We start from the raw sequence: 25,399 nt of genomic DNA, 5'->3' as shown, positions 1-25,399 counted from the left end.
AAATAAATCAGGGATACACCAACGTAAACCACACATCTGAACGAAGCGTTCCCGGCGTTATATATTCCGAGACAGCCCGATAGCGAGCAGTGAAATGAAACGTCATCTCTTGCGTTAAAATCGGGGCATAATGAAGCGGCAGCGCATTCGGAATTATTTGTCGCTGTCGCTCATCAAACAACGCCAGACCAATACCCGAAACCGCAGACGCATCGCCGCTGGCAAGAAAGACCTGTGGATCTTCGGCTGGCGTAACGCCCGCAAAGGCAATCCCCACATGGTCATAAACATCAGCACTGCACGACGTTAGTCGCAGCGAAAACGGTACGCTGGTAGAAGCAAAGCTTCCCGTCCCGGAAAACGCGTTAGTGCGGTACTGCCCCATCTGCACCCGTAAGCTCTGGCTGTCTGTGGCAACCGTACAGGCACCATTAACCAGTTGCCCACGTAAATGAAGACGGCCACTTTCCAGTATCACGGTGTGAGCAAACGCCGGCATTACGCAGACCATTCCCGCCAGCGCTACGCCTTTCCCTATCATCTGCCACATCCTTCATCATCCCCGGATAGTGCCTCATCCCATGAGGCGGTAGTCTTCCCTGCAAGAATCAAACGGCTTATTCGTACTTCATGATGAAGGTCGCATCCGCATTTGCCTGACCCGGCGTGGCGCTGGTTGCTGTGGCTTTATAACGCGCGGAGAAACGCAGGGTGTTGGTGCCTTCCACCAGCGCCTGAGCGGTTGAGAAGGTCGCGCCATCTGGCTTCAGTGCGGTAGAGGTGTTGTCCAGGATTTCGATCCCTACGCCGCCCGCTGTGGTGCTGTTATCCGAAGAGGAGAGAGCCAACAGGCTGTTGTTGGTGAGGTCCGTCTGGCCCGAGAAAGCAACAGCAGCAGTCGCAGCAACTTTCGGGTCACAGTCGTTCAGCACGATGGAAAACGGAATTTGCGCCGTGGTGTCACCGACTGCGGTGAAGCTGGCGGTACGATATTGGCCTAATGTGACAACCTGGTCGGCTGACTGAGTGCTCACTGCACAGGCTGCATTGACCAGCTCACCTTCAAAGTGAACCGTACCGCCGCTCACGCTTACCGGATCTGCCGCCACCGCTGCGCCCGCCATTAACATCATGCTGGCAAAAACAGAAGAGGTCATTAATTTACGTTTCATGGATTTCCCTTGAATTACACACATCCGGCTCCAGCGTCCTGCGGGATCCGTTTGAATCATTATCGACATTAAATGTCAGGCAAATTATCTCTGCATCCTGTAAAGATATATATCGAGAGAGAATTAGCGAAACATGTACTCCCACTCTCCTGAGTATTTGATTCACTAATTAATCTTCACGAATATGACAATTCGTCACCGGGATAAATTAAACATTTCAATTAATGAAAAATACCTGCAATTCCTTTTAATGACCCTGGCTTATTCTTATTGGACTCTAAGAAAATTCCGGATGGAAATGAGGCAAAAACGGCCATAACAAGACGTAACAGTCTGGTTTCTGAGATATTACCCATGAAAATAGCAGGGTGATGAGTTGTTTCATTTAGGTTAAGTTTCGTTAGCATGCTTATGAATTACGTACCAACGTCCAACACCTGTTGCCGCGCTCACGGGCTATGCGAAACACTCCACCGCACGTAAAAACGCAAACGAAAACTGACAGCACGCCCCGCTTCTGACAAAATAGTGACATCCCCTTCGACTTAACGTAACAGACGGAATCCTCTCTCTGATGGCAGCAAAGATTATTGACGGTAAAACGATTGCGCAGCAGGTGCGCTCTGAGGTTGCTCAAAAAGTTCAGGCGCGTTTAGCGGCTGGATTACGCGCCCCAGGACTGGCTGTTGTGCTGGTAGGTAGCAACCCGGCTTCGCAGATTTACGTGGCAAGTAAACGCAAAGCTTGTGACGAAGTGGGTTTTGTCTCCCGCTCCTGGGACCTGCCTGAAACCACCAGCGAGGCGGAACTTCTTGAGCTGATCGATACGCTCAATGCAGATGCCACCATCGATGGTATCCTGGTACAACTGCCGTTGCCGGCGGGTATCGACAACGTCAAAGTGCTGGAGCGTATTGCACCGGATAAAGACGTTGACGGTTTCCACCCGTATAACGTCGGTCGCCTGTGCCAACGCGCGCCGCGCCTGCGTCCATGTACCCCACGCGGTATCGTGACCCTGCTTGAACGCTACAACATCGACACGTATGGCCTGAACGCCGTGGTGATTGGCGCCTCCAATATTGTTGGTCGCCCGATGAGCATGGAACTGCTGCTGGCTGGCTGCACCACCACCGTTACCCACCGGTTCACCAAAGATCTGCGTCGCCACGTTGAGCATGCTGACCTGCTGATCGTCGCCGTCGGTAAACCAGGCTTTATTCCCGGTGAGTGGATTAAAGAAGGTGCGATTGTGATTGATGTCGGCATCAACCGTCTGGAGAATGGTAAGGTTGTTGGCGATGTGGTCTTTGAAGATGCTGCCGCACGCGCGTCATATATCACGCCAGTGCCGGGAGGCGTTGGCCCTATGACCGTCGCCACGCTTATCGAAAACACGCTGCAGGCGTGTGTTGAATATCATGATGTAAAGGACGTTTAAGATGGCCACATTTTCACTGGGTAAACACCCACATGTTGAACTCTGCGATCTGCTGAAGCTGGAAGGCTGGAGCGAAAGTGGCGCCCAGGCAAAAATCGCCATTGGCGAAGGGTTAGTGAAGGTCGACGGCGTTGTTGAAACGCGTAAACGCTGCAAAATCGTTGCCGGACAGACCGTAAGCTTTGAAGGCCAAAGTATTACCGTCGTGGCGTGATCCCCGGTGCCGGATGAGGCTAACCCCCTGTCCGGCCACTTCCTCTCTCATTTTCAGATAATCACTTCATCACCACTTCACAGTGAATTGTTAGCATGTCGTTTTTCCACACGAAGCGATCATCATGCCAACAATTGTTACCCACGCGGCCGTGCCACTCTGCTTAGGGTTAGGTCTCGGGCTTAAAGTCATCCCCCCGCGCTTACTGTTTACTGGCGTCATTCTGGCTATGTTGCCGGATGCCGACGTGCTGTCGTTTAAGCTTGGCATCGCCTACGGCAACGTATTTGGTCACCGTGGTTTTACCCACTCGCTGCTGTTCGCCTTTGTCGTGCCACTACTCTGTGTTTTGATTGGCCGACGATGGTTTAAGGTGGGATTGATTCGCTGCTGGTTATTCCTGACGGTTTCACTGCTGTCGCACAGCCTGCTGGATTCTGTCACTACCGGGGGAAAAGGCGTCGGCTGGCTGTGGCCGTGGTCAGATGAACGCTTCTTCGCACCGTGGCAGGTCATTAAGGTCGCCCCGTTTGCGCTATCACGCTACGCCACGCCGTACGGGCATCAGGTTATTCTTTCGGAGCTAATGTGGGTATGGCTGCCGGGAGCCGTCATGATGGGTGTGTTGTGGTGGTACAGACGTCATTAATAGTGCCTGATGGCGCTACGCTTATCAGGCCTACCGATCATTCCATCGTAGGCCGGATAAGGCACTAGCCGCCATCCGGCAATATAGAGATTTACTTACGACGCCAGGTGGTGCCCTGCGGACCGTCTTCCAGCACGATGCCCATCTCATTGAGACGGTCACGCGCGGCGTCAGCTGCCGCCCAGTCTTTCGCCTTACGGGCATCCAGACGTTGTTGGATTAACGCTTCAATTTCAGCAACTTCACCATCATCCGCCTGCGCACCGATTTGCAGGAAGGCTTCTGGCTCCTGTTCCAGCAGGCCCAGCACGCCGGACAGCTTACGCAGATGCGCAGCCATAGCGTTAGCTGCCGCCATATCTTCGCCCTTCAGACGGTTAACCTCACGCGCCATATCAAACAGCACGGAGTAGGCTTCCGGCGTGTTGAAGTCGTCATCCATCGCTTCAATGAAGCGCGCTTCAAAGGCTTCGCCACCGGCTGGAGCAACGGACTTGTCAGTGCCGCGCAGCGCGGTGTACAGACGCTCCAGCGCAGAGCGTGCCTGTTTCAGGTTCTCTTCGCTGTAGTTCAACTGGCTGCGGTAATGACCCGACATCAGGAAGTAACGAATGGTTTCGGCGTCGTAGTATTTCAGCACGTCGCGCACGGTAAAGAAGTTGCCCAGCGATTTGGACATTTTCTCACGGTCAACCATCACCATCCCGGAGTGCATCCAGTAATTAACGTATTCACCGTCATGCGCACAGGTGGACTGAGCAATTTCGTTTTCATGGTGCGGGAACATCAGGTCCGAACCGCCGCCGTGAATATCGAAATGGTTACCCAGCTGTTTGCAGTTCATCGCAGAACATTCAATGTGCCAGCCAGGACGACCTGCGCCCCATGGAGACGGCCAGCTCGGCTCACCCTCTTTGGACATCTTCCACAGCACAAAGTCCATCGGGTTGCGCTTCACATCAACCACATCAACACGCGCACCCGCCTGCAGTTGATCCAGATCCTGGCGGGACAGCTGACCGTAGTTCGGGTCAGTCGGCACGTCAAACATCACGTCACCGTTATCAGCAACGTAAGCGTGACCTTTGGCAATCAGCTGTTCGGTGATTTCGATAATCTCGGCGATATGGTGCGTCGCGCGCGGTTCAAGATCCGGGCGCAGAATATTCAGCGCATCGAAATCGTTGTGCATTTCCGCAATCATGCGATCAACCAGCGCCACAAAGCTCTCGCCATTTTCATTCGCGCGCTTAATGATTTTGTCGTCGATATCGGTAATGTTGCGCACATACTTCAGCTTGTAGCCGAGGAAACGCAGATAACGGGCAACAACGTCGAAAGAAACAAAGGTACGCCCGTGTCCAATATGACAGAGATCGTAAACGGTGATGCCACACACGTACATGCCGACTTCCCCGGCATGAATGGGTTTGAATTCCTCTTTTTGGCGCGTCAGTGTATTAAAGATTTTTAACATCGAAGATTCCGTGTAGACGTGTGTGGATAACAAAGCCCTATAATACCTATAAATTGGCCCCGAAGCAGCACACTTTGCAAGGTGATCGAACCTTGCGGTTATGCTATAACAAGCCCCTATCATGTGACCCTGACCAGGGTCGAAGCACCACTCTATCGGAACAGGATGCAAAAATGGTTACTTTCCACACTAATCACGGCGATATCGTAATCAAAACGTTTGATGATAAAGCGCCTGAAACAGTTAAAAACTTCCTGGACTACTGCCGCGAAGGTTTTTACAACAACACCATTTTCCACCGTGTTATTAATGGTTTCATGATCCAGGGCGGCGGTTTTGAGCCGGGCATGAAGCAAAAAGCCACGAAAGAGGCTATCAAAAACGAAGCCAACAACGGTCTGAAAAACACCCGTGGAACGCTGGCAATGGCGCGTACTCAGGCTCCGCACTCCGCGACTGCTCAGTTTTTCATCAACGTTGCCGACAACGACTTCCTGAACTTCTCCGGCGAAAGCATGCAGGGCTGGGGTTACTGTGTGTTCGCTGAAGTTGTCGAAGGTATGGATGTCGTTGATAAAATCAAAGGCGTTTCCACCGGTCGCAGCGGTATGCATCAGGACGTACCAAAAGAAGACGTTATCATCGAAAACGTGACCGTCAGCGAGTAATCGTGACAACACTGTTTATTGCAGATCTTCATCTCTGCACGGAAGAACCGGCGATCACCGCCGGTTTTCTGCGTTTTTTAGCCGGCGATGCACGAAAGGCTGATGCGCTGTACATTCTTGGCGATCTGTTTGAGGCCTGGATAGGCGATGACGATCCCAATCCCCTACATCGTGAAATGGCCGCAGCGATAAAAGCGCTGACGGATTCCGGCGTTCCCTGCTTTTTTATTCACGGCAACCGTGATTTTCTGATCGGCAAGCGTTTTGCCCGTGAGAGCGGCATGACCCTGTTACCTCAGGAAAAAGTGCTCAACCTGTATGGTCGCAAGGTACTGATCATGCATGGCGACACCTTGTGCACCGACGACGCAGGCTATCAGGCGTTTCGGGCTAAGGTTCATCAGCCCTGGCTACAAAAATTGTTTCTCTCCCTGCCGTTATTCATTCGCCAACGTATTGCCGCGAAGATGCGCGCCGGAAGCCTTGCCGCCAACAGCAGTAAATCGCTGGAGATCATGGATGTGAATCCACAGGCCGTCATTGCCGAAATGGAGAAACATCAGGTCCAGTGGTTAATTCACGGACATACACACCGTCCTGCTGTCCACGAACTCACGGCCAATGAGCAACCCGCTTTCCGCGTGGTGTTAGGTGCCTGGCACACCGAAGGTTCGATGATTAAAGTCACACCTGACGACGTTGAACTGATCGCTTTTCCGTTTTAATCACGGCTGAAAACGTCTGCATACACGCAACGCAATCGTTTTCCTTGTTTTTAAAACGTGCTATTCTCTCTCGCCTCTAAAGCAGTGTGAAGCACACCCACAGGAGTTTTTAGACGCATGTCTTCCCGCAATAATCCGGCGCGAGTCGCCATCGTGATGGGGTCCAAAAGCGACTGGGCTACCATGCAGTTCGCCGCCGAAATCTTCGAAATGCTGGACGTTCCGCATCATGTTGAAGTCGTCTCCGCTCACCGTACCCCTGATAAACTGTTCAGCTTCGCCGAAAGCGCTGAAGAAAACGGTTATCAGGTGATTATTGCCGGTGCTGGCGGCGCAGCGCATCTGCCGGGCATGATTGCAGCGAAAACGCTGGTCCCCGTGTTAGGCGTTCCGGTGCAAAGCGCAGCGTTGAGCGGCGTAGATAGCCTCTACTCCATTGTTCAAATGCCGCGCGGCATTCCCGTTGGAACACTGGCGATCGGCAAAGCGGGTGCGGCAAATGCGGCCCTGCTGGCAGCACAAATTCTGGCAACACACGACAAAGCATTACATCAGCGTCTGAGCGACTGGCGCAAAGCGCAAACCGATGAGGTACTGGAGAACCCGGACCCGCGAGGTGCGGCATGAAGCAGGTCTGCGTACTCGGTAACGGTCAGTTAGGGCGCATGTTGCGTCAGGCCGGCGAGCCGCTGGGCATTTCGGTCTGGCCCGTCGGACTGGATGCAGAGCCCGCCGCCGTCCCCTTTCAGCAAAGCGTCATTACCGCTGAGATTGAGCGCTGGCCGGAAACCGCGTTAACCCGCGAACTGGCGCGCCACCCGGCGTTTGTTAACCGCGACGTTTTCCCGATTATTGCCGACCGTCTGACGCAAAAGCAGCTTTTCGACAAGCTCGGCCTGGCAACTGCGCCGTGGCAACTGTTGGCGGATAAAAGCGAGTGGCCTGCGGTATTCGACAAACTGGGTGCGCTGGCTATCGTCAAGCGTCGCGTCGGCGGCTACGACGGTCGTGGACAGTGGCGTTTACGCGCCAATGAAACCGAACAACTGCCGGATGATTGCTACGGCGAGTGTATCGTCGAGCAGGGAATCAATTTCTCTGGTGAAATGTCGCTGGTAGGCGCTCGTGCGCACGACGGCAGCACCGTCTTCTATCCGCTGACCCATAACCTGCACCAGGACGGTATTCTGCGCACCAGCGTGGTCTTCCCGCAGGCTAACGCCAGACAGCAAGAACAGGCCGAAGCGATGCTCTCTGCCATCATGCAGGAACTGGGGTATGTCGGCGTGATGGCGATGGAGTGTTTCATCACCCCGGAAGGTCTGTTGATCAACGAACTGGCGCCTCGCGTGCACAACAGCGGGCACTGGACGCAAAACGGCGCCAGCATCAGCCAGTTTGAGCTGCACCTGCGCGCCATTACCAGCCTGCCATTACCGACTCCGGTGGTGAATAATCCTTCGGTGATGGTAAACCTGATTGGTAGCGACCTGAACTACGACTGGCTGAAGCTGCCGCTGGTACACCTGCACTGGTATGACAAAGAAGTGCGTGAAAGTCGTAAGGTGGGTCATCTGAACCTGAGCGACAGCGATACTGCACGTCTTAGCGCGACGCTGGAGGCGCTTATCCCCCTGCTGCCACCGGAATACGCCAGCGGCATTATCTGGGCGCAGTCAAAGCTGAAATAAGCCATTAATGCCGGGTAATGGATTTTATCCTTCCCCGGCCCCTCCCCTGGCGCGTAAAATCCCCTCCATTGCTGTTTTGTATTTTCAGGACTGAACATGAACGATGGAACGGACTATCGCGCGATTCTGCTCGCCGGTACGCCTTTAATCGATGTACGCGCCCCCGTCGAATTTCAGCAGGGCGCAATGCCGGGCGCAATAAACCTTCCCTTAATGAACGATGACGAACGTGCCGCCGTAGGTACCTGTTATAAACGTCAGGGGCCTGAGGCCGCCCTCGCGCTTGGCCATCAACTGGTTTGTGGCGAGACTCGCCAGCAACGCCTGAAGGCATGGCTTAATGCCTGTCGTCAAAATCCTGCGGGCTACTTATGTTGCGCGCGCGGCGGCCAGCGTTCGCACATTGTGCAGCAGTGGCTGCACGAGTCCGGTACTGACTACCCGCTAATACAAGGCGGTTATAAAGCATTGCGCCAGGCAGCGATTCAACTGACGGAAGAACTGGTGCAAAAACCGATTGTCTTAATTGGCGGCTGTACCGGGAACGGTAAAACGCAGTTGGTGCAACAGCAGCCAAACGGCATTGACCTTGAAGGTCTGGCACACCATCGAGGTTCCTCGTTTGGTCGCACCGTTGAGCCGCAGCTGAGCCAGGCAAGCTTTGAAAACCTGCTGGCGGTCGAAATGCTGAAAACCGACAGCCGTCAGGATCTGCGTCTGTGGGTACTTGAGGACGAAGGCCGCATGATCGGCGCTAATCATCTGCCCGAATGCCTGCGCGAGCGCATGACCCAGGCATCTATTGCGGTGGTGGACGATCCTTTTGAGCTACGGCTGGAGCGCCTGCGCGAAGAGTATTTTGTACGCATGCACCACGATTTCACTCACGCTTATGGCGAGAATCAGGGCTGGCAGGAGTACTGTGAATATTTGCATCACGGCCTGTTTGCTATCCGCCGCCGTCTGGGTTTACAGCGTTTTGCCGAGCTGACCGCACTGCTCGACGTCGCCCTGCAAGAGCAACAAGCCAACGGCAGTACCGACGCGCATATGGGCTGGCTGGTGCCGTTGCTCAACGAGTATTACGACCCGATGTATCGCTATCAGCTGGAAAAGAAAGCCGCGAAAATCGTCTTTCGCGGCTCATGGCAGGAGGTGGCTGACTGGCTTAGCGTACAGTAATCAATGTCTGTCGCGCTTGTCTGCGCGTTTCGCCAACCAGTCGCCCAGCACCTGAACGACCTGCACCAGAATAATCAGCGCCACCACGGTGACTACCATGACCTGGGTTTCGTAGCGGTAATAACCAAAGCGAATCGCCAGGTCGCCTACCCCACCGCCGCCAACGATCCCGGCCATTGCGGAGTAACCGATCAAACTCACCAGCGTTATCGTCAACCCACGCAGCAGACCCGCGCTCGCCTCCGGTAACAGAACGGTGCAGATGATGCGCATCGGGCTGGCGCCAAAGGCTTCCGCCGCCTCGATAATGCCTTTATCGACTTCGCGCAGCGCGCTGTCGACCAGACGGGCATAGAAAGCAATTGCTGCTACCGAAAGTGGGACCGACGCCGCGATGGGTCCAATGGTATTGCCGAGCAAAAACTGGGTGAGCGGCAACAACAGAACCAGCAGGATCACAAACGGCACCGAACGGATAATATTCACCAGCACGGAGCTGAGCAGATACACAAAACGGTTTTGCCAGAATAAATGCCGATCGGTAACGAAAATAAGAAAACCGAGCGGCAGACCGCCAATAATCGCCAACAGCGTAGAGATGCTCAGCATCTGGAAGGTTTCATTGAACGCCAGCGTCAAATCAGGCAATAAATCATCCACGAATCACCTCCACCTGTGCAGTACGTTGACGAATATGTTCCACGGCGATATCCACCGCAGAAGGGTTATGCGGCGCGGTGAGTTGCACCACCAGAATCCCCAGCGCACGTTCGCCGATATATTCAATTTTGCCGTGCAGAATGTTCACCGCCACGCCAAATTTAACCGCCACTTCTGACAACACCGGCTGTTCTGCCGAATCACCGATGAACAGAATTTTTAGCAACTGACCGGGCAGATGCTGGCGCAGACGGTCGGGTAGCGTCAGATTGAGAGTATGCGACACCAGTTGCTGAGTGAAAGCGTGCTGCGGGTGAGCAAAAACATCAAACACCTCACCAGACTCCACTACCTTGCCACCGGACATCACCGCCACGCGATCGCAAATGGATTTGATCACGTTCATCTCATGGGTGATCAGCACGATCGTGATCCCCAACTGTTTGTTGATCTGCTTAAGCAACGTCAGAATCGTGGCTGACGTTTCCAGATCCAATGCGGAAGTCGGTTCATCACACAGCAACACATCCGGGTGATTAGCAATCGCACGGGCAATACCCACGCGCTGCTTTTGCCCACCGCTGAGCTGAACCGGAAAGCGGTTCGCCTTGTCTGACAGCCCCACCAGCGACAGGATTTCGCCCACGCGCGGGCCAATTTTACTGCGTTCCCATCCGGCAGCCTTCAGGCTAAAGGCGACGTTTTGCGCCACGGTACGGGTATGCATCAGATTAAAATGTTGAAAAATCATCCCTATACGCTGACGGGCTTTACGTAGATGCGCGCCTTCCAGTGCGGAAATTTCTACGCCGTTCACCTTCACGCTTCCCTGGCTCGGTCGCGTTAAGGCGTTCAGGGTGCGCAGCAGCGTACTTTTCCCCGCGCCACTGGTCCCGACAATGCCAAATATCTCACCTGCGCCAATGCGCAAGCTAACGTCATCAACCGCCCGGGTTGATGGTCCACGGCCTGCGGCGAAGTCCACGCAAACCTTTTCTATCTCAATCATAGCCACCTCAGAAATGCGAAAAGGGCAGTCGTCGCTGCCCCTGTTAACCCTTGTGCGCAGCGATTATTGGGCTGCCGACATCCATTCCGGTTTCTGGAAGGCGCTGTAGATATTTTTCGGGTCGTCAATCACGGCGCGATATGCCGGAGATTTCACCGCCTCAACAATATCTTTGGCGAACGGTTTATCCGCATCTTCACTGCGTACCGCAATGATATTTTTAAGATTTTCATCCAGATGCTCTTGCTTGATGGCGCTGGCAAGATCCAGTTTTGCCGCTACGGCAAAGTTGCCGTTGACCAGCGCGCCGGTCACGCCGTCCAGCGTGCGCGGCAGCTGTGCCGCTTCCAGCGGTTTAAACACCAGCCCTTTCGGGTTGCTGGCGATATCGCGCTCAGAGGCTTTAGTCGGGTCGATGTTATCTTTGATGGTGATAAGGCCAATTGACTGCAGGAAACGCAGACCGCGAGCCAGGTTGGTGGGATCGTTGGAAAGCGTGATCACATCCCCTTTTTTCAACTCATCCAGACTTTTGATTTTATGTGAGTAAAACCCCATCCCGGCCGTTGGAACCACAATCAGCTTGCTCAGCTTCAGGCCTTTATCGGCGGTGAATTTGTCAAAGTAAAGCGAGTGCTGGAACAGGTTGGCATCAATGCTGCCGTTGGAGAGCGCCATGTTAGGCTGCACGTAGTCGCTGAATTCGCGCACCACGACCTTATAGCCTTTCTCTTTCAGCGTAGGGGTAATGGCTTGTTTTACCATATCGCCGTACGGCCCAGGCGCGACGCCAAATACGATGGTGTGCGGATCACTGTTCGCATGAGCAAATTGTAATCCACAGGCCAGTAACAGCGCCCCGGTCGCGACGCGTAAACTCTGACGCAATCCCATAATCTCTCCATTTTAACGTTGTGGTGTCATGTCTCACGCCGTTCTTGCGGCGTTGTTGTTGTTAACCTGTTTAACAGGCTGATTGTTAACATGACACAGATCACAACCTGCTGTCCTTGAAATTAATTCATGATGTTGCAGAATGTGTTTTCAAATGAGAGAAGGCATGAAAAAGCCGGATGTCGGCACAAGTGCCTTATCCGGCCTACAACAGCTTTCTTAGGCCCGATAAGCGCATCGGGCGGCGGGCGTTTGATTAGAAATCGTAACGCAGACGAACCAGGTTCATATCACCCAGATTGTCGGTGCTGGAGGTGAAGACGTGTTCGTAATCCACACGGAAACCGTAATCCAGCTGGAAGCTGATACCCACACCGTTGTCGGTGCGCAGGTAGTTACGACCATTCACGTATTCAATACGATCGCCCATAAAGTATGGCTGAACGGATTTCAGCGCATACTGACCAACCGGGAAGGTGTAACCCGCGAAGTATTCCAGACCCCAGGCATCACCGGCAAAGTAGTCGTTAACCGAGACTTTTTTGGTGGTCATGAAGTTCTGATACCAGCCGCCGCCCATTGAGAAGGTCCAGTTGTCCGGTTTCCAGCTCAGCGCGGTACCGACGATGTTTTGATCGTAGGTTTTGCTGGTGTTACCACGCATTTCCGCGCGGGTGTAGTTCCACGCCGTACCCCAGGTCAGGTCATCGGTAATGTGATAATCCACACCCAGCGAGCCGCCGCCTTTACGTTTGTAACGCAGGCCGTTATTCGGGTTGTAGTCATCGCTGAACAGATAAGACGCGTAAAGATCAACATCGCCTACCGTATTTTTATACTTCAGTGATTTACGTGTACGATAGGAACCGTCGTAGTCGCCATTGATACCGTTACCTGGCGCCTGGCCGATCATGTCGTAGTCCCAGATATCCGTTTTCGCACCCACCACATCATAGTAAATGCTGTTCTGTTGACCGAAGGTCAGCGTACCCCAGGTCGCGCTCTTCAGACCGGTGTACAGCATACGACGCGTGGTATCGTTGGCACCGTTAGCATAGTGATTGTCCCAGTTGAACATCGCCGGGAAGTTAACACCCAGCTCGTAGTAGCTCACCCAACTGATGTCATCAAACAGATAGTAGTCAGCGGCGAAGCGGAAACGCGTCCCGCCGTCGAAGCCATTACGTTTGTAGCCATTCTTCCCATCGTCACCAGCCATATTCTGGAACTGCGGACGAATACTCCCGCCGACGGTGAAATTAAGACGGCTCAGCGGATTGCCCGCTTGCGGATCTTGTTTCAGGACCGTGATTTCCGCCTGAGAGGCGAAAGTCGTTAATGCCACTGCTGCGCCGATCGATACTGCCAGCGCCGTTTTTTTTATAGTCATTATTTGTACCTTGATAGATAGCCTGCCAATTATTCAGCATACAAATATTAACGTTTATTAATACACTCGTGTTGTCGGGTTTTTATTGATTTGTGCTGTTAAATATCAAGTAGTTATCAATTTGTGCTACATAGATAAAAAAACGCACCGATTTAAAAAAACCGGTGCGTAATCATCACGAATATGAATTAACTGCTGAACTGACGGAACAACGCTTTGCCTTTAAGAAGACGTGAACCGAGCCATCCGCCGCAGAGAGAGAGCAGCAATGCCCCACAAAGCGGCAACACAACCCACAGCCGCCAGTCTGGTTCCCACGGGAAATCAAACACGTGGGTTTGCAGCACCGCCAGCGCCGTTTCCGCCCCGATGGCCGCCACCAGGCCGGCGACCATCCCGAGCATGGCGAACTCGCACCACAGCGTGGTACGCAGCAGCTTCTTGCCCGCGCCCAGCGTACGCCAGACCACCAGTTCCTGATGACGCTGACGCATCCCCACCTGCACCTGCGCCAATAGCAGCAACATACCGCAGGCGGTAACCAGCACCACCATCACCTCCAGCGCGCGGCTCACCTGCTCCAGCACCTGACTCACCTGTTTGAGAATAGCGCCAATATCCAGCAGGCTGATAGTCGGGAATTCGCGGTTAAGCTGCGTCAGCATGCCGTTGCCGTTCTCCCAACGAAAGCTGGTTAACCAACTTTGCGGCTGCCCGTCCAGCGCACCGGAGGGGAAAATGAAGAAGAAATTCGGTCGCAGGCTTTCCCAGTCCACTTTGCGCAGACTGCTGACTGTGGCGCTGAAATCCTGGGTATCGCCCATAAAGGTCACACGATCGCCAGGCTTTACGTTTAACCGCTTCGCCAGCCCCTCTTCCATCGACACTTCACCCGCTTTTGGCGGCCAGCTTCCGGCGGTAATCGGGTTATGATCCGGCCGGGTATCCTGCCAGGTCAGATTCAATTCACGATTAAGCGCCTCGTCCTGATTACCTTCGGTCGCTTTGTCATTGATTGCCGTCAGACGCGCCCGCACGATGGGATAGAACGACTCAGGGATCACCTGATGCTCAGCAAGGAAAGCCTTCAGCGGAGCCACTTGCTCAGTGGCAATGTTGATCAGAAAATAGTTTGGACTTTCCGGCGGCATTTGCTACTGCCAGCGGTCGAGGAGATCGCCGCGCAGCACCAGCAACAGCGCCAGCAGCATAAAGGACAGCGAAAATGCCGACAGTTGGCTCAGCGTTGACCACGGCTGGCGCAACAGCCGGCTGACCGCTAAACGTAGCGGTAGCGACGTTAACGTCAGGCCACGCAGTACGTTGAGCAGCATCCAGCCCAACACGCCGCACAGCAGCGCCAGCACCACCGCCCCGGCCAGTACCGCCCACAGCAGCATACTTCCGCCCATCAATCCGGCCAGCAGCGCAACCACAACTATCGTTGCTACGGGCAGATAGACCTTAAGCGGCCAGACGTTTGCCACCACGTCGCGACGCAGTACCCGCAATGGTTGTGTCGCCAGCAGCAGGCGATAAGGGCGTAGCCCCACCAGCAGAGAAATGACGGTCATCGTACCGAGTGCCCACAGCCACGGCCACAGGCTGGCGGGCGGCAGCTCACCGGGCAGAACTGGCTTCAGTAATACCACCAGCACCCGCTCAAATAACAGCCCGAACAGGCCGCCGGTCACGCCAGACAGCACCAGCACCATCAGCCACTGGCCGATAATCAGCTTGCGCAACTGCGCCCTGCCCGCACCGAGCGTTTTTAATATCGCCACCAAATCGTAACGGCTACGGCAGTAATGATTCATCGCCACGGCAACGGCAGCAACCGCCAGCAGTAGCGTTAACAATGCCGACAGCAGCAGGAACTGTTGCGAACGCTGCAGAGATTTCCCCAACGCCCCTTCATCCTGCTCCAGCCCATACCAGCGCTGTTCCGGCTTTAACTGCGGCAGCAGCCATTTTTCATAGGCTTCCAGTTGCTGTGGCGTACCGCCAAATTTATAGCGCCAGGTCACACGGCTTCCCGGCTGGACCGCCGCCGTTTTTTCGACATCCGCCATGTTCATCATCAGGCGCGGCGCTATCTGGAAAGGATTAAAACCGGAATCCGGTTCCTGTACCACTTCCCCGGCGATGCGCAGGGTGGCATCGCCAACGTCGATGGAATCACCGATTTTTACGTTGAGCAGCGCCATCAGACGCGGTGCCAGCAGCACTGAGCCCGGCTGCGGTTTCAGCCCCGGCGGATTGGTTTGCAACGTGCCGTACATCGGATACACATCATCCACCGCTTTGACGTTCGCCAGCTGCGGCGTATCCCGGGCAAAGGTCATGGTGGCAAAGGTGAGCTGTTCACCCACCTTCAGACCACGCTGTCGCGCCTCGTCAATCCACGCTTTCGGTACGGCGCGCGAACTTTGCAGCGACCGATCGCCCGCCATAAACTCACGACTTTGCTGGCTCAACCCTTTTTCCATGCGATCGCTGATATTGCCCAGCGCCAGTACGCAGGCCACCGCCAGGCTTAACGCCAGCCAGACAATCAGTAATGAAGGCGAGCGCCATTCGCGCCAGAACCAGCGTGCAATCATGCCTCCTCCTGCAACTGTCCGTTCACCAGGCGTAAACGCCTATCGCAACGCGCCGCCAGCTGCGGGTCATGGGTCACCAGAATCAGGGTGGTACCGTGTTCCCGGTTCAGAGAAAACAGCAGGTCGGCGATTTTGTCTCCGGTCTGCCTGTCCAGATTGCCCGTTGGTTCATCGGCAAACAGCACATCAGGGCGTCCGTTAAACGCCCGCGCCAGCGCTACGCGCTGCTGCTCCCCGCCGGAAAGCTGGGCCGGAAGATGATCAAGGCGTTTTCCCAACCCCAGTTGCTCCAGCAGCGTTTTTGCCCCGTCACGACTTTTTCCGCTGTTTTCGCCGCGTAGCAGCGCGGGCAGTTCGACGTTTTCCAGCGCGTTGAGGGTTGGAATTAACATGAATGACTGGAAGACAAAACCCACGTGTCGCGCCCGCAGCTGCGCCCGGGCTTCTTCATCCATGGCGTGCAGCGCCTGCCCTACCAGGCTGACTTCACCGCTGGAGCCATCGTCCAGCCCGGCGAGGATCGCCAGCAGCGTGGATTTCCCCGATCCCGACTCGCCAATCAACGCAATGGTCTCGGCGCGTTTGACAACCAGTTCAACTCCGGTAAGGATGGATAGCTCATGATCACCCTGACCGACGGATTTCTTAAGATGATGAACTTCAACAATGTTTTCCGCTGGCATTGGCCTTTCCTGTTCCTGGTCCTGTTAACTTTCCGCGCCGCCACTGCGGACACGTTATTAATTCTGGGTGACAGCCTGAGCGCCGGATACCATATGTCCGCCAGCGCCGCGTGGCCTGCGCTACTTAATGATAAATGGCAAACCAAAACGCCAGTGGTGAATGCCAGCATTAGCGGCGACACCTCGCAGCAAGGTCTGGCCCGTCTGCCTGCATTACTCAAGCAGCACCAACCGCGCTGGGTGCTGGTCGAACTTGGCGGCAACGATGGCCTGCGCGGCTTTGCGCCTGCGCAAACCGAACAAACCCTGCGCACAATCCTACAGGATGTGAAAGCGGCAAATGCCGAACCGCTACTGATGCAAATTCATCTGCCAGCTAACTACGGTCGCCGTTATAATGAAACCTTTAGCGCGATTTATCCCAAGCTTGCCAAAGAGTTTGATATTCCTCTGCTGCCCTTTTTTATGGAAGAGGTCTATCTGAAACCCCAATGGATGCAGGATGATGGTATCCATCCTAATCGTGACGCCCAGCCGTTTATTGCCGACTGGATGGCGAAACAATTGACCCCTTTAGTAAATCACGACTCGTAATTCAACGGAGATCCTGACAGGTAAAGTTATGCAAAAATCGGTCTTAATAACAGGATGTTCCAGCGGAATCGGTCTGGAAAGTGCGCTTGAGCTTAAACGCCAGGGTTTTCAAATTCTGGCAGGCTGTCGCAAACCTGACGATGTCGCGCGTATGAACAGTATGGGATTCACTGGCGTATTGCTGGATCTGGATTCACCCGAAAGCGTGGATCGCGCCGCCGATGAGGTGATCGCCCTGACCGATAATCGTTTGTATGGGATCTTTAACAACGCCGGATACGGCGTCTATGGTCCCCTGCCCACCATCAGCCGCGAGCAAATGGAACAGCAATTTTCCGCCAACTTTTTTGGCGCACATCAGCTCACCATGCGCCTGTTGCCTGCCATGCTCCCTCACGGCGAAGGACGTATCGTGATGACCTCGTCGGTGATGGGATTGATCTCAACGCCGGGACGCGGCGCCTATGCCGCCAGCAAATATGCGCTGGAAGCCTGGTCCGACGCGCTGCGTATGGAACTGCGCCACAGCGGCATTAAGGTCAGCCTGATTGAGCCCGGCCCCATCCGTACCCGCTTTACCGAAAACGTCAACCAGACCCAGAGTGATAAGCCCGTCGAGAACCCCGGCATTGCCGCGCGTTTTACGCTGGGACCAGAAGCGGTCGTCGCTAAAGTGCGTCATGCGTTTGAGAGCGACAAACCGAAGCTCCGTTATCCGGTTACGCTGGTGACCTGGGCAGTGATGCTACTTAAACGCCTGTTGCCAGGCCGCATAATGGACAAAATTTTACAGGGTTGAGTTGAAGCACGCGCGTCAGCCCCCATGTAACAAGAAATCGACAAAAGAGAGTAACTCCATGTCCACACAGAATATTGTTAACATTAACGAATCGAACCTGCAGCAGACCCTTGAACAGTCGATGACCACGCCGGTCCTGTTCTATTTCTGGTCTGAGCGCAGCCAACATTGTCTGCAATTAACGCCGGTACTGGAGAGCCTTGCCGCCCAGTACAACGGCCAGTTTATTCTCGCCAAGCTCGACTGCGACGCCGAGCAGATGATCGCCTCTCAGTTTGGCCTGCGCGCCATCCCTACGGTTTATCTGTTCCAGAACGGTCAGCCAGTGGACGGATTCCAGGGCCCGCAGCCGGAAGAGGTTATCCGCGCGCTGCTGGAGAAAGTGTTGCCGAGCGAAGAAGAGCTGAAAGCGCGTCAGGCTATCGAGTTTATTGAGGCTGGTAATCACGCGGATGCACTGCCGCTGCTGAAAGAAGCCTGGCAGATCTCCAACCAGAGCAGCGAAATTGGCCTGCTGCTGGCGGAAACGCAAATCGCCCTGAACCGCTCTGACGAAGCCGAAGCGGTGCTGAAAACCATTCCGTTGCAGGATCAGGACACCCGTTATCAGGGGCTGATCGCACAGATCGAACTGCTGAAGCAGGCGGCGGATACACCGGAAATCCAGCAACTGCAGCAGCAGGTCGCCAGCAATCCGCAGGATGCGGCGCTGGCAACTCAACTGGCCATCCAGTTACATCAGGTCGGACGTAACGAGGAATCACTGGAACTGCTGTTCAGCCACCTGAAGAAAGATCTCACTGCTGCCGACGGTCAGGCACGTAAGACCTTCCAGGAGATCCTTGCCGCACTCGGAACCGGCGATGCGCTGGCCTCAAAATACCGCCGCCAGCTGTACGCGCTGTTGTACTAATCTGCCGCATTTGCCGGATAGCGCTAGCCGCCATCCGGCATCACATCACGTCTTCTTCAAATGCGTTACGACTAATTGGTGGCGCGAATTGTAGAATTTCCGATAAGTCAGGTAGCAGGCAATAATGGTCGACAGGCTGGCGGTAGAAAGCAGCATAAACGTCACCATAATCTGATACTTAATCGCTTTTACTGGATCAATACCCGCGAAGATCAATCCGGACATCATCCCCGGTAAACTCACCAGCCCTACCGTTTTAGCAGAGTCGATCGTTGGGATCAGCGAGGCGCGAATGCTGTCGCGAATCAGCGCCGCGGAGGCCACTTTCGGCGTCGCGCCGAGGCTGAGTTTTTCCTGAATTTGCTGCTGTTCGCTGTTAAACCGCTGCCCCAGATTGTTGTAACACAGCCCCACTGCTACCATCGCATTGCCTGCAATCATGCCGGAGATCGGGATGACCTGCATCGGCGTGAACTCGATAGAGCCAGACAAAACCAGCACCGCCAGCGTTAATCCCGCCCCCACCGTGATAGCGATAAACGACGAGAGGAAAGCTTTATCAATATATTTACTGCGTTTTTGTGCGTTATAAGCCGCGTTAAAGCAGATAAACAGCACCATCAGTAAGGTCAGAATACTGTGGTTAACGCCAAAAATATATTTCAGCACATAGCCGACGATAATAAGCTGAACCACTGCCCGGCAAACGCTCCAGAGAATATCTTTCTCCAGCGCCAGTTTTTCTTTGTGGCTAATCAGGATCGCCACCACCACCAGCATCATCGCTAATGCCAGGGACTCATTGGTAATATTATGCTCGTTCATTGCGTGCTTCCTGCATTTCTCCGGCGTGCGGTTGAAGGGTTATGACATTATCCGCATGCGTAATTTCATCTTTGTCGTGCGTCACCCACAGCACCGCAATATTCTTATCGCGAACATAGTGGTGAATTAATTCGTTCACATTACGTTTATTAGCCTCATCCAGCGCGCTGGTGATTTCATCAAGCAGCAGGATTTTGGGCAGAAACTGCAAATTACGAATTAACGAGATGCGCTGCTTTTCGCCACCGGACAGCTCATTTATGCTTTTTCTGAGGATCGTCTCGGGGAGTTCAAAACGGGCCAGATCGCTCAGAAACGCATCCGGCTCCGGACGTTTATTACGGATTTGCCAGGGGAAAATGAGGTTGTCGTAAACGGTGTCACCAAACAAAGCGGGCGTTTGCGCGCAATAAGAGACCTGCTGGCGATACACTTCGGGTTTGAGGGTGGTTATATCCTTGCCCTCAAACAGAATCTCACCGGCAGTCGGACTCATTAATGACGCCACAATCTTGAGTAACGTACTTTTCCCACAGCCGGACTGGCCGGTAATCAGCTTAAATTCTCCGGCGCGGAGATCAAAACAGATGTTATTGAGAACCTGCGTCTCCCCTGCCTGCCATGCGACATTTTTTAACTGAAGCAGAATGCTGCTTTCTTCCATTACATATCCCTTTTTTACCTCTTTCATGCAGACAGTCTATACCCAAAATAATTCGAGTTGCATGAAGGCGGCAAGTGAGCGAATCTCCAGGAGCATAGCTAACTATGTGACTGGGGTGAGCTAACGTAGCTAACGCACATGCAACTTGAAGTATGAAGGGTATATGCCTGTAATTTATTATAAGGGAACCCCCCTTGATTAATCGGGTATAATTTGATTAATGAGGCAGTAAAGGACAGCACAACAGGAGGTTTCATCAATGCTCATTTTTATTCCTATTCTTATTTTTGTCGCGCTGGTCATCGTCGGCGCTGGCGTCAAAATCGTCCCGCAGGGATATCAGTGGACGGTAGAGCGTTTTGGCCGTTACACCAAAACCCTGCAACCAGGTTTAAGCCTTGTTGTGCCGTTCATGGACCGCATTGGTCGTAAGATCAACATGATGGAACAGGTGCTTGATATCCCTTCTCAGGAAGTCATCTCCAAAGATAACGCCAACGTCGCCATTGATGCCGTGTGCTTTATTCAGGTGATCGATGCGCCGAAAGCGGCCTATGAAGTTAGCAACCTGGAACTGGCGATTATCAACCTGACCATGACCAACATTCGTACCGTTCTCGGTTCGATGGAACTCGATGAAATGCTCTCCCAGCGCGACAACATCAACACGCGCCTGCTGCATATTGTTGATGAAGCCACGAATCCCTGGGGCATCAAAATCACCCGTATCGAGATCCGCGACGTGCGTCCTCCGGCCGAACTTATCGACGCGATGAACGCGCAGATGAAAGCCGAACGTACCAAGCGCGCCTACATTCTTGAGGCCGAAGGGATCCGTCAGGCAGAAATCGTCAAGGCCGAAGGTGAGAAGCAGTCGAAGATCCTTAAAGCGGAAGGTGAACGCCAGTCCGCGTTTTTACAGGCTGAAGCGCGTGAACGTTCCGCAGAAGCCGAAGCTCGCGCAACGCAGATGGTTTCTGAGGCTATTGCCGCCGGGGATATTCAGGCCGTGAACTACTTCGTGGCGCAGAAGTACACCGAAGCGCTGCAACACATCGGTTCGTCAAATAACAGCAAAGTGGTGATGATGCCGCTGGATGCCAGCAGCCTGATGGGCTCCATTGCCGGGATTGCCGAACTGGTTAAGGACAGCGCCAGCGAGCGGAAAAAATCATGATAGCGATGATTCTGGTGCATCCGCACATCTTCTGGCTCAGCCTCGGCGGTTTGCTACTCGCCGCCGAGATGCTGGGCGGTAACGGCTATCTGCTGTGGAGCGGCGTAGCGGCGGTAATTACCGGCCTGGTGGTGTGGCTGGTCCCGCTTGACTGGGCGTGGCAGGGGGCGATGTTCGCCGCCCTCACCCTGCTGGCGGCGTGGCTGTGGTGGAAATGGCTGGCAAGGCGCGTTCAGGAGCAGAAACCCGCCGACAGCCATCTTAACCAACGCGGGCAGCAGCTGGTTGGCCGTCGATTTATTCTGGAAACTGGCCTGGTCAATGGCCGTGGACATATGCGCGTCGGCGATAGCTCATGGCCCGTCAGCGCCCGCGACGATTTGAGCGCCGGAACGCAGGTTGAAGTCATTGCCGTTGAAGGGATAACCCTGATTATTAAAGCGGTATCACACTAAAAAGACAGGAAATAAGACTATGGTCAGGAAGACACCCCTTGCCTTTGCCCTTTGCACATTACTGACCGCCGCCCCGCAGGCATTCGCCTCTTTCGATATGGAAGACTGCAAATGGAGCGACGACAGCTGCCTGCTGAAAGGCACGCCGACCTTTAATCCGGAAAACGACAGCCGCGACAACCTGCTGCGGCTGCTGAGCCAGGAAAAATCATTTGCTCTGCCGGTGCAATCAATGCCAGCGGACATCACCCGCTCCCGGGATTTCTATTTTGCCTATCACCCGCAGTGGGATGAGGCTTCCCCGCAGCCCGCTGCTCCGGCATCCGGCGAAAACAGCCCACTCTCCCGACAGATGGCCGAACTGAACATTAGCGCAGACGAAATAAACGTCAACGACGCTGAGCTTGAGAACCGTCATGTTTCGAATAACACCGGGAGCGTCAGCGCGTTTTTTGCCGCACTGCTGGCCGACCCGACGTTAACGACGGAACAGCGCCAGGCCTTAGCCCAGGCGCGTACGGGGCTGCTATCCGGGGCAACCCGCGAGCAAATTGAGTCTTCGCTTGCCACACTCCCGGCTGATTCGCCCGCTCAGTCCTATAAAAATTATCTGGCCGCGGCCGCCAGTTTCTATGCCGGTGATTATGCCAGCGCCGAACGGGATTTTACTCAGCTTGCCAAAAGTGAGCGTCCGTGGCTGGCAGAGACCGCGCAATACATGCTGATGCGTGCGGCGTTGAACAAGAGCAGCCAGAACAGCGTGGGCGAGTACGGCGATTTTGATATTGCAAAAATTAACCGCGAGGACGCGACTCAGGCTCAGACGCAGGCGCAAGCCTATCTGCAACGTTACCCGCAAGGCCTGTATGCCGACTCCGCGCGCGGTATGCTGCGTCGCATCAACTGGTATTTACAGGCGTGGCCGCAGCTGGCCGGGTTGTATGAGCAGACGCTCCAGCAGTCGGCTGACGCTCGGCAACTGCGTGAAATTGTCATCGAATACGATAATGTCTACGGTATGGCGTTCTACGAACAGTCCGTGGTGGAAGCATTCCCCGATGCGCCGCATGTCAGCTATATCGAACTGCTGCGCGCGCTGCGTCTGGATAACAACAGTAAACCCACGCTGACCCAGGCGCAGCTCGATGCCAGCAAACCGGTGTTTGAGCAGAGCCAAAAATTGCCGCTATGGCGCGATCTGCAACTGAATCTGTGGCTGGCGACGGAGAACTACGCGGCGATTATTCAGGCCGTTACGCCAGCGCAGAAACTTGCCGCTCACGATACGCTCGCCTTCAGTGAACAGGTACTGTACGGCGAAGCGCTGATGGGCCAGAAGAACTGGCGCGCGGCGCGTGATTTCTGGCAGCAGTTGCTAAAACTCAGCCAGGACAACGAACAGCAGCAGTATGTACAGGCTAAGCTCGCCGCAACGCTGGTTTATAGCGGCGACGTGGCGGCGGTTTTTGCCCCAGAAAGCGCAGTAACCAACCTGCGTTTTCGCTCGCAGATACTGAAAACACAGGCCTCGCCTGAACTGCTGCGCCAGCAGGCCGTCCATGGGCCTAACAATGAAGAGCGTACCATCGCCCTGCATACGCTGCTGGTACGCGATCTTACCGAAAACCGCTTTGGCGACTGGTTGAATGACAGAAAGCTGGCCAGCGCCATTACTCCACCGGTTATTGGCGACGCGTTTGATGACGTTAATCTGAGTATTTTCGACTGGAACGGCGATGCCGCTCAAGCCGGTTACACCTGTCGCAGCCTCAATGAAACGGTAACGGTATTGAGCAAAAAAGCGGATGATGCCCACGCGCTGAACTGCTTAGGCGAATTCTTCCGCACCACGCAAACCCACGTTGATTTGTGGAAAAACAGCGCCGGTAACGATGTACTTGAATCAGCAATCTCGCGCAAGGAGCCGTTCGGCCAGTTCGACAGGCAAAGCTACTATCAGCAGGTAATCACTTCGCCAAAAGCAGAGGTTGAAGACAAGAGCTTCGCGCTGTATCGCGCCATCATGTGCTATGCGCCGTCAGGTTCTAACGAGTGCGGCGGTGAGGACGTGGATAAACTGCAGCGTAAAGGCTGGTTCACCCAACTGAAAACGCAATATCCGGGAAGTCCGTGGGCGCAAAAACTCAAATACTACTGGTAACCGCGCTGCTGACAGGCCAGGCACAGGCGGCGGATATCGTCGCCGCCCGTGAACATCCGGCCTTCTGGCTGTGGTCCGGCGTGAAGGCCAGTGATGAGCTGAAAGACGCACAAACGGTCTATCTGCATCAGGGTGAGGTGCTGATTCGTTCGGGTAACGTGGTTTTCCAGCGTCTCGGGCTGCCGGTCAGCCGCCTGTCTTTTCCCTCAATCTGGCTGACCGTGCGCTTTACCACGCTCGACGTACCGGAGGCGATCCCGGCTCGCATCATCAGATTGATGCAACGCTGGCAGACCACCGGGAATCACGTGGTCGGCCTGCAGGTTGATTTTGACGCGGCGACTCATCAGCTTGCCGATTACGCCCGCTTTCTGCAGCAATTACGCCAACAGTTACCGGCCGAGTTCGCGCTTGGCGTGACTGGACTTCTGGATTGGGCAAAAACGGGCGACGTCGCCACGCTGAATGCGCTGGCGGTCGATGAACTGGTGGTCCAGAGCTATCAGGGCCGTCATACGGTAACGAATTATCAGGCGTATCTGCCTGCACTCAGTCGTCTGCGCATTCCGTTTAAGCTGGGGCTGGTGCAAAACGGTAGCCGGGACCCGCAGGCTGAAGCGCAGCTTGAGAAATCCCCGTGGTACCGCGGCACGGTGGTATTTATGCTTAATCCCCCTCGCCGTTAAGCCTTTGCTTTATGGTGGCAGCAGCCGGAGAGGTTATCGATTATCGGGCATTCGGCGCTGTCATCGCCAGGGCAACTCTCCGCCAGTGCCAGCAAATGCAAGCGCATGGCCTGCAGCTCGCTGATATGCCGCTCAATGTCCGCGACCTTTTCTAAGGTACGCTTTTTCACATCTGCGCTATGACGCGCCGGATCGTTAAACAGATTCACCAGTTCGCCGCACTCTTCGAGATTAAAACCCACCTGGCGTGCCTGGCGCAGCAGCGTCAGTTCATTCAGATGCTGTTGGTTGTATGTGCGATAACCATTTTCGCTACGCAGCGGCGGCGTCACTAAGCCTTTTTCTTCATAAAAGCGTATCGCTTTGCTGGTCAAACCGGTTCTTTTCGCAACATCGCTAATATTCACATTTCCCCCGCGGATCTTGTTGGTACTGAGCCCCATTATAGCCCAGATTGTCGTAATGATTTACCCGAGAACTCTGCACATTTTCCACCATCACCGCGATGCACAAATCCTTTTAATTCACATTGTTATATCCGATTCAGATCACATTTATGCATTTAATGACTGCACGAAATTGACTCAAATCAAAAGATATATTGGTTCTACATCTTTCATCTTGAACAAAGGGAAACAATTTTATATATAAACGCGAATGATAATTA

At 54.3% G+C, this 25,399-nt stretch carries 26 protein-coding genes and 1 pseudogene; 15 read left to right on the top strand and 12 right to left on the bottom strand.

Annotated elements, in window-relative coordinates; all coding sequences use genetic code 11:
* Positions 1-7: 7 nt before the first annotated feature.
* Together fimI and fimA are read right to left on the bottom strand one after the other, a co-directional pair.
* Positions 8-541 (bottom strand): type 1 fimbrial protein subunit FimI, encoded by a 534-nt coding sequence (gene fimI / locus OGY19_RS22680; protein ID WP_048212376.1) that lies wholly within the window; start codon positions 539-541, stop codon positions 8-10.
* A 76-nt stretch (positions 542-617) separates the two neighbouring features.
* Positions 618-1,172 (bottom strand): type 1 fimbrial major subunit FimA, encoded by a 555-nt coding sequence (gene fimA, locus OGY19_RS22675; protein ID WP_005122056.1) that lies wholly within the window; start codon positions 1,170-1,172, stop codon positions 618-620.
* Positions 1,173-1,746: 574 nt separating this feature from the next.
* Here fimA and folD point away from each other — a divergent pair.
* From folD to OGY19_RS22660, 3 genes are all read left to right on the top strand, one after another.
* Positions 1,747-2,613, top strand: a complete 867-nt coding sequence (gene folD, locus OGY19_RS22670) for a bifunctional methylenetetrahydrofolate dehydrogenase/methenyltetrahydrofolate cyclohydrolase FolD (protein ID WP_005122057.1) — start codon at positions 1,747-1,749, stop codon at positions 2,611-2,613.
* A 1-nt stretch (position 2,614) separates the two neighbouring features.
* Positions 2,615-2,827, top strand: coding sequence for a ribosome-associated protein YbcJ (ybcJ, locus tag OGY19_RS22665; protein ID WP_048212377.1), 213 nt, complete (start codon positions 2,615-2,617; stop codon positions 2,825-2,827).
* Between the two features lie 124 nt (positions 2,828-2,951).
* Positions 2,952-3,476, top strand: coding sequence for a metal-dependent hydrolase (locus OGY19_RS22660; RefSeq protein WP_048212378.1), 525 nt, complete (start codon positions 2,952-2,954; stop codon positions 3,474-3,476).
* Between the two features lie 91 nt (positions 3,477-3,567).
* Here OGY19_RS22660 and cysS read toward each other — a convergent pair whose 3' ends face one another.
* Positions 3,568-4,953, bottom strand: coding sequence for a cysteine--tRNA ligase (gene cysS, locus OGY19_RS22655; protein ID WP_286597244.1), 1,386 nt, complete (start codon positions 4,951-4,953; stop codon positions 3,568-3,570).
* Between the two features lie 173 nt (positions 4,954-5,126).
* Here cysS and ppiB point away from each other — a divergent pair, with 173 nt between their 5' ends.
* The 5 genes from ppiB (at position 5,127) to mnmH (ending at position 9,219) form a co-directional block, all read left to right on the top strand.
* Positions 5,127-5,621 carry a peptidylprolyl isomerase B gene (ppiB, locus tag OGY19_RS22650; protein WP_003021875.1) on the top strand — a complete coding sequence of 165 codons (495 nt, stop codon included), beginning with the start codon at positions 5,127-5,129 and terminating at the stop codon, positions 5,619-5,621.
* 2 nt (positions 5,622-5,623) lie between these two features.
* Positions 5,624-6,346 carry a UDP-2,3-diacylglucosamine diphosphatase gene (gene lpxH, locus OGY19_RS22645; RefSeq protein WP_048212380.1) on the top strand — a complete coding sequence of 241 codons (723 nt, stop codon included), beginning with the start codon at positions 5,624-5,626 and terminating at the stop codon, positions 6,344-6,346.
* Between the two features lie 117 nt (positions 6,347-6,463).
* The gene (gene purE / locus OGY19_RS22640; protein ID WP_005125240.1) at positions 6,464-6,973 is read left to right on the top strand and encodes a 5-(carboxyamino)imidazole ribonucleotide mutase; all 510 of its coding nucleotides are present in this window, start codon (positions 6,464-6,466) and stop codon (positions 6,971-6,973) included.
* Positions 6,970-8,037: a 5-(carboxyamino)imidazole ribonucleotide synthase gene (purK, locus tag OGY19_RS22635; protein ID WP_115600807.1), complete on the top strand. Its 1,068-nt coding sequence runs from the start codon at positions 6,970-6,972 to the stop codon at positions 8,035-8,037. Before purE ends, purK begins: the two co-directional genes overlap by 4 nt.
* Before the next feature lie 96 nt (positions 8,038-8,133).
* The gene (mnmH, locus tag OGY19_RS22630) at positions 8,134-9,219 is read left to right on the top strand and encodes a tRNA 2-selenouridine(34) synthase MnmH (RefSeq protein WP_115600808.1); all 1,086 of its coding nucleotides are present in this window, start codon (positions 8,134-8,136) and stop codon (positions 9,217-9,219) included.
* Here the strand turns inward: mnmH and OGY19_RS22625 are convergent, their stop codons facing one another.
* From OGY19_RS22625 to ybbA, 6 genes and pseudogenes are all read right to left on the bottom strand, one after another.
* Complete coding sequence (locus OGY19_RS22625; RefSeq protein ID WP_048212383.1) at positions 9,220-9,879, bottom strand: methionine ABC transporter permease; 660 nt, start codon at positions 9,877-9,879, stop codon at positions 9,220-9,222.
* The gene (gene sfbB / locus OGY19_RS22620) at positions 9,872-10,888 is read right to left on the bottom strand and encodes a virulence-associated ABC transporter ATP-binding protein SfbB (protein ID WP_115600809.1); all 1,017 of its coding nucleotides are present in this window, start codon (positions 10,886-10,888) and stop codon (positions 9,872-9,874) included. The genes OGY19_RS22625 and sfbB overlap by 8 nt, the downstream gene beginning before the upstream one ends.
* Positions 10,889-10,951: 63 nt before the next feature.
* A complete protein-coding gene (locus OGY19_RS22615; protein ID WP_115600810.1) occupies positions 10,952-11,782 on the bottom strand; it encodes a MetQ/NlpA family ABC transporter substrate-binding protein in 831 nt (276 codons plus the stop codon).
* A gap of 256 nt (positions 11,783-12,038) precedes the next feature.
* Positions 12,039-13,172 carry a porin gene (locus OGY19_RS22610; RefSeq protein ID WP_048212385.1) on the bottom strand — a complete coding sequence of 378 codons (1,134 nt, stop codon included), beginning with the start codon at positions 13,170-13,172 and terminating at the stop codon, positions 12,039-12,041.
* A gap of 188 nt (positions 13,173-13,360) precedes the next feature.
* Positions 13,361-15,775 (bottom strand): annotated as a pseudogene (gene ybbP, locus OGY19_RS22605) (putative ABC transporter permease subunit YbbP).
* Entirely contained in the window at positions 15,772-16,458 is a 687-nt protein-coding gene (gene ybbA / locus OGY19_RS22600) for a putative ABC transporter ATP-binding protein YbbA (protein WP_048212387.1), read from the bottom strand. The pseudogene ybbP and the gene ybbA overlap by 4 nt, the downstream one beginning before the upstream one ends.
* Between ybbA and tesA the strand changes: the two genes are divergently transcribed.
* Genes tesA through OGY19_RS22585 form a run of 3 tightly spaced genes read left to right on the top strand, consistent with a single transcriptional unit; the run spans position 16,429 to position 18,764 of the window.
* Positions 16,429-17,052 (top strand): multifunctional acyl-CoA thioesterase I/protease I/lysophospholipase L1, encoded by a 624-nt coding sequence (gene tesA / locus OGY19_RS22595; protein ID WP_147293157.1) that lies wholly within the window; start codon positions 16,429-16,431, stop codon positions 17,050-17,052. The two genes, ybbA and tesA, sit on opposite strands and share 30 nt — an antisense overlap.
* A gap of 28 nt (positions 17,053-17,080) precedes the next feature.
* Complete coding sequence (locus OGY19_RS22590; protein ID WP_003021847.1) at positions 17,081-17,851, top strand: SDR family oxidoreductase; 771 nt, start codon at positions 17,081-17,083, stop codon at positions 17,849-17,851.
* A 58-nt stretch (positions 17,852-17,909) separates the two neighbouring features.
* A complete protein-coding gene (locus tag OGY19_RS22585) occupies positions 17,910-18,764 on the top strand; it encodes a co-chaperone YbbN (RefSeq protein ID WP_048226259.1) in 855 nt (284 codons plus the stop codon).
* 45 nt (positions 18,765-18,809) lie between these two features.
* On the opposite strand, the gene fetB is transcribed toward OGY19_RS22585, so the two are convergent.
* A complete protein-coding gene (fetB, locus tag OGY19_RS22580) occupies positions 18,810-19,589 on the bottom strand; it encodes an iron efflux ABC transporter permease subunit FetB (RefSeq protein WP_016149725.1) in 780 nt (259 codons plus the stop codon).
* A complete protein-coding gene (fetA, locus tag OGY19_RS22575) occupies positions 19,576-20,253 on the bottom strand; it encodes an iron efflux ABC transporter ATP-binding subunit FetA (protein ID WP_115600814.1) in 678 nt (225 codons plus the stop codon). Before fetA ends, fetB begins: the two co-directional genes overlap by 14 nt.
* Positions 20,254-20,512: 259 nt before the next feature.
* Between fetA and OGY19_RS22570 the strand changes: the two genes are divergently transcribed.
* Genes OGY19_RS22570 through OGY19_RS22555 form a run of 4 tightly spaced genes read left to right on the top strand, consistent with a single transcriptional unit; the run spans position 20,513 to position 24,732 of the window.
* Positions 20,513-21,430 (top strand): SPFH domain-containing protein, encoded by a 918-nt coding sequence (locus OGY19_RS22570; RefSeq protein ID WP_003021835.1) that lies wholly within the window; start codon positions 20,513-20,515, stop codon positions 21,428-21,430.
* A complete protein-coding gene (locus OGY19_RS22565; RefSeq protein WP_101741765.1) occupies positions 21,427-21,885 on the top strand; it encodes an NfeD family protein in 459 nt (152 codons plus the stop codon). The genes OGY19_RS22570 and OGY19_RS22565 overlap by 4 nt, the downstream gene beginning before the upstream one ends.
* Before the next feature lie 19 nt (positions 21,886-21,904).
* Entirely contained in the window at positions 21,905-24,046 is a 2,142-nt protein-coding gene (locus tag OGY19_RS22560) for a PA5441 family protein (RefSeq protein ID WP_115600815.1), read from the top strand.
* The gene (locus OGY19_RS22555) at positions 24,016-24,732 is read left to right on the top strand and encodes a DUF3142 domain-containing protein (RefSeq protein WP_115600816.1); all 717 of its coding nucleotides are present in this window, start codon (positions 24,016-24,018) and stop codon (positions 24,730-24,732) included. Before OGY19_RS22560 ends, OGY19_RS22555 begins: the two co-directional genes overlap by 31 nt.
* Here OGY19_RS22555 and cueR read toward each other — a convergent pair.
* Entirely contained in the window at positions 24,729-25,139 is a 411-nt protein-coding gene (gene cueR, locus OGY19_RS22550; protein ID WP_003021822.1) for a Cu(I)-responsive transcriptional regulator, read from the bottom strand. The genes OGY19_RS22555 and cueR overlap by 4 nt on opposite strands.
* Positions 25,140-25,399 lie beyond the last annotated feature (260 nt).

The sequence above is a fragment of the Citrobacter sp. Cy070 genome (assembly GCF_030332245.1).
In the GTDB taxonomy this organism is placed as follows: Bacteria; Pseudomonadota; Gammaproteobacteria; order Enterobacterales; family Enterobacteriaceae; genus Citrobacter; species Citrobacter youngae.
The sequence above is the reverse complement of the archived record's forward strand: the minus strand, read 5'-3'. Positions and strand labels throughout refer to the sequence as shown.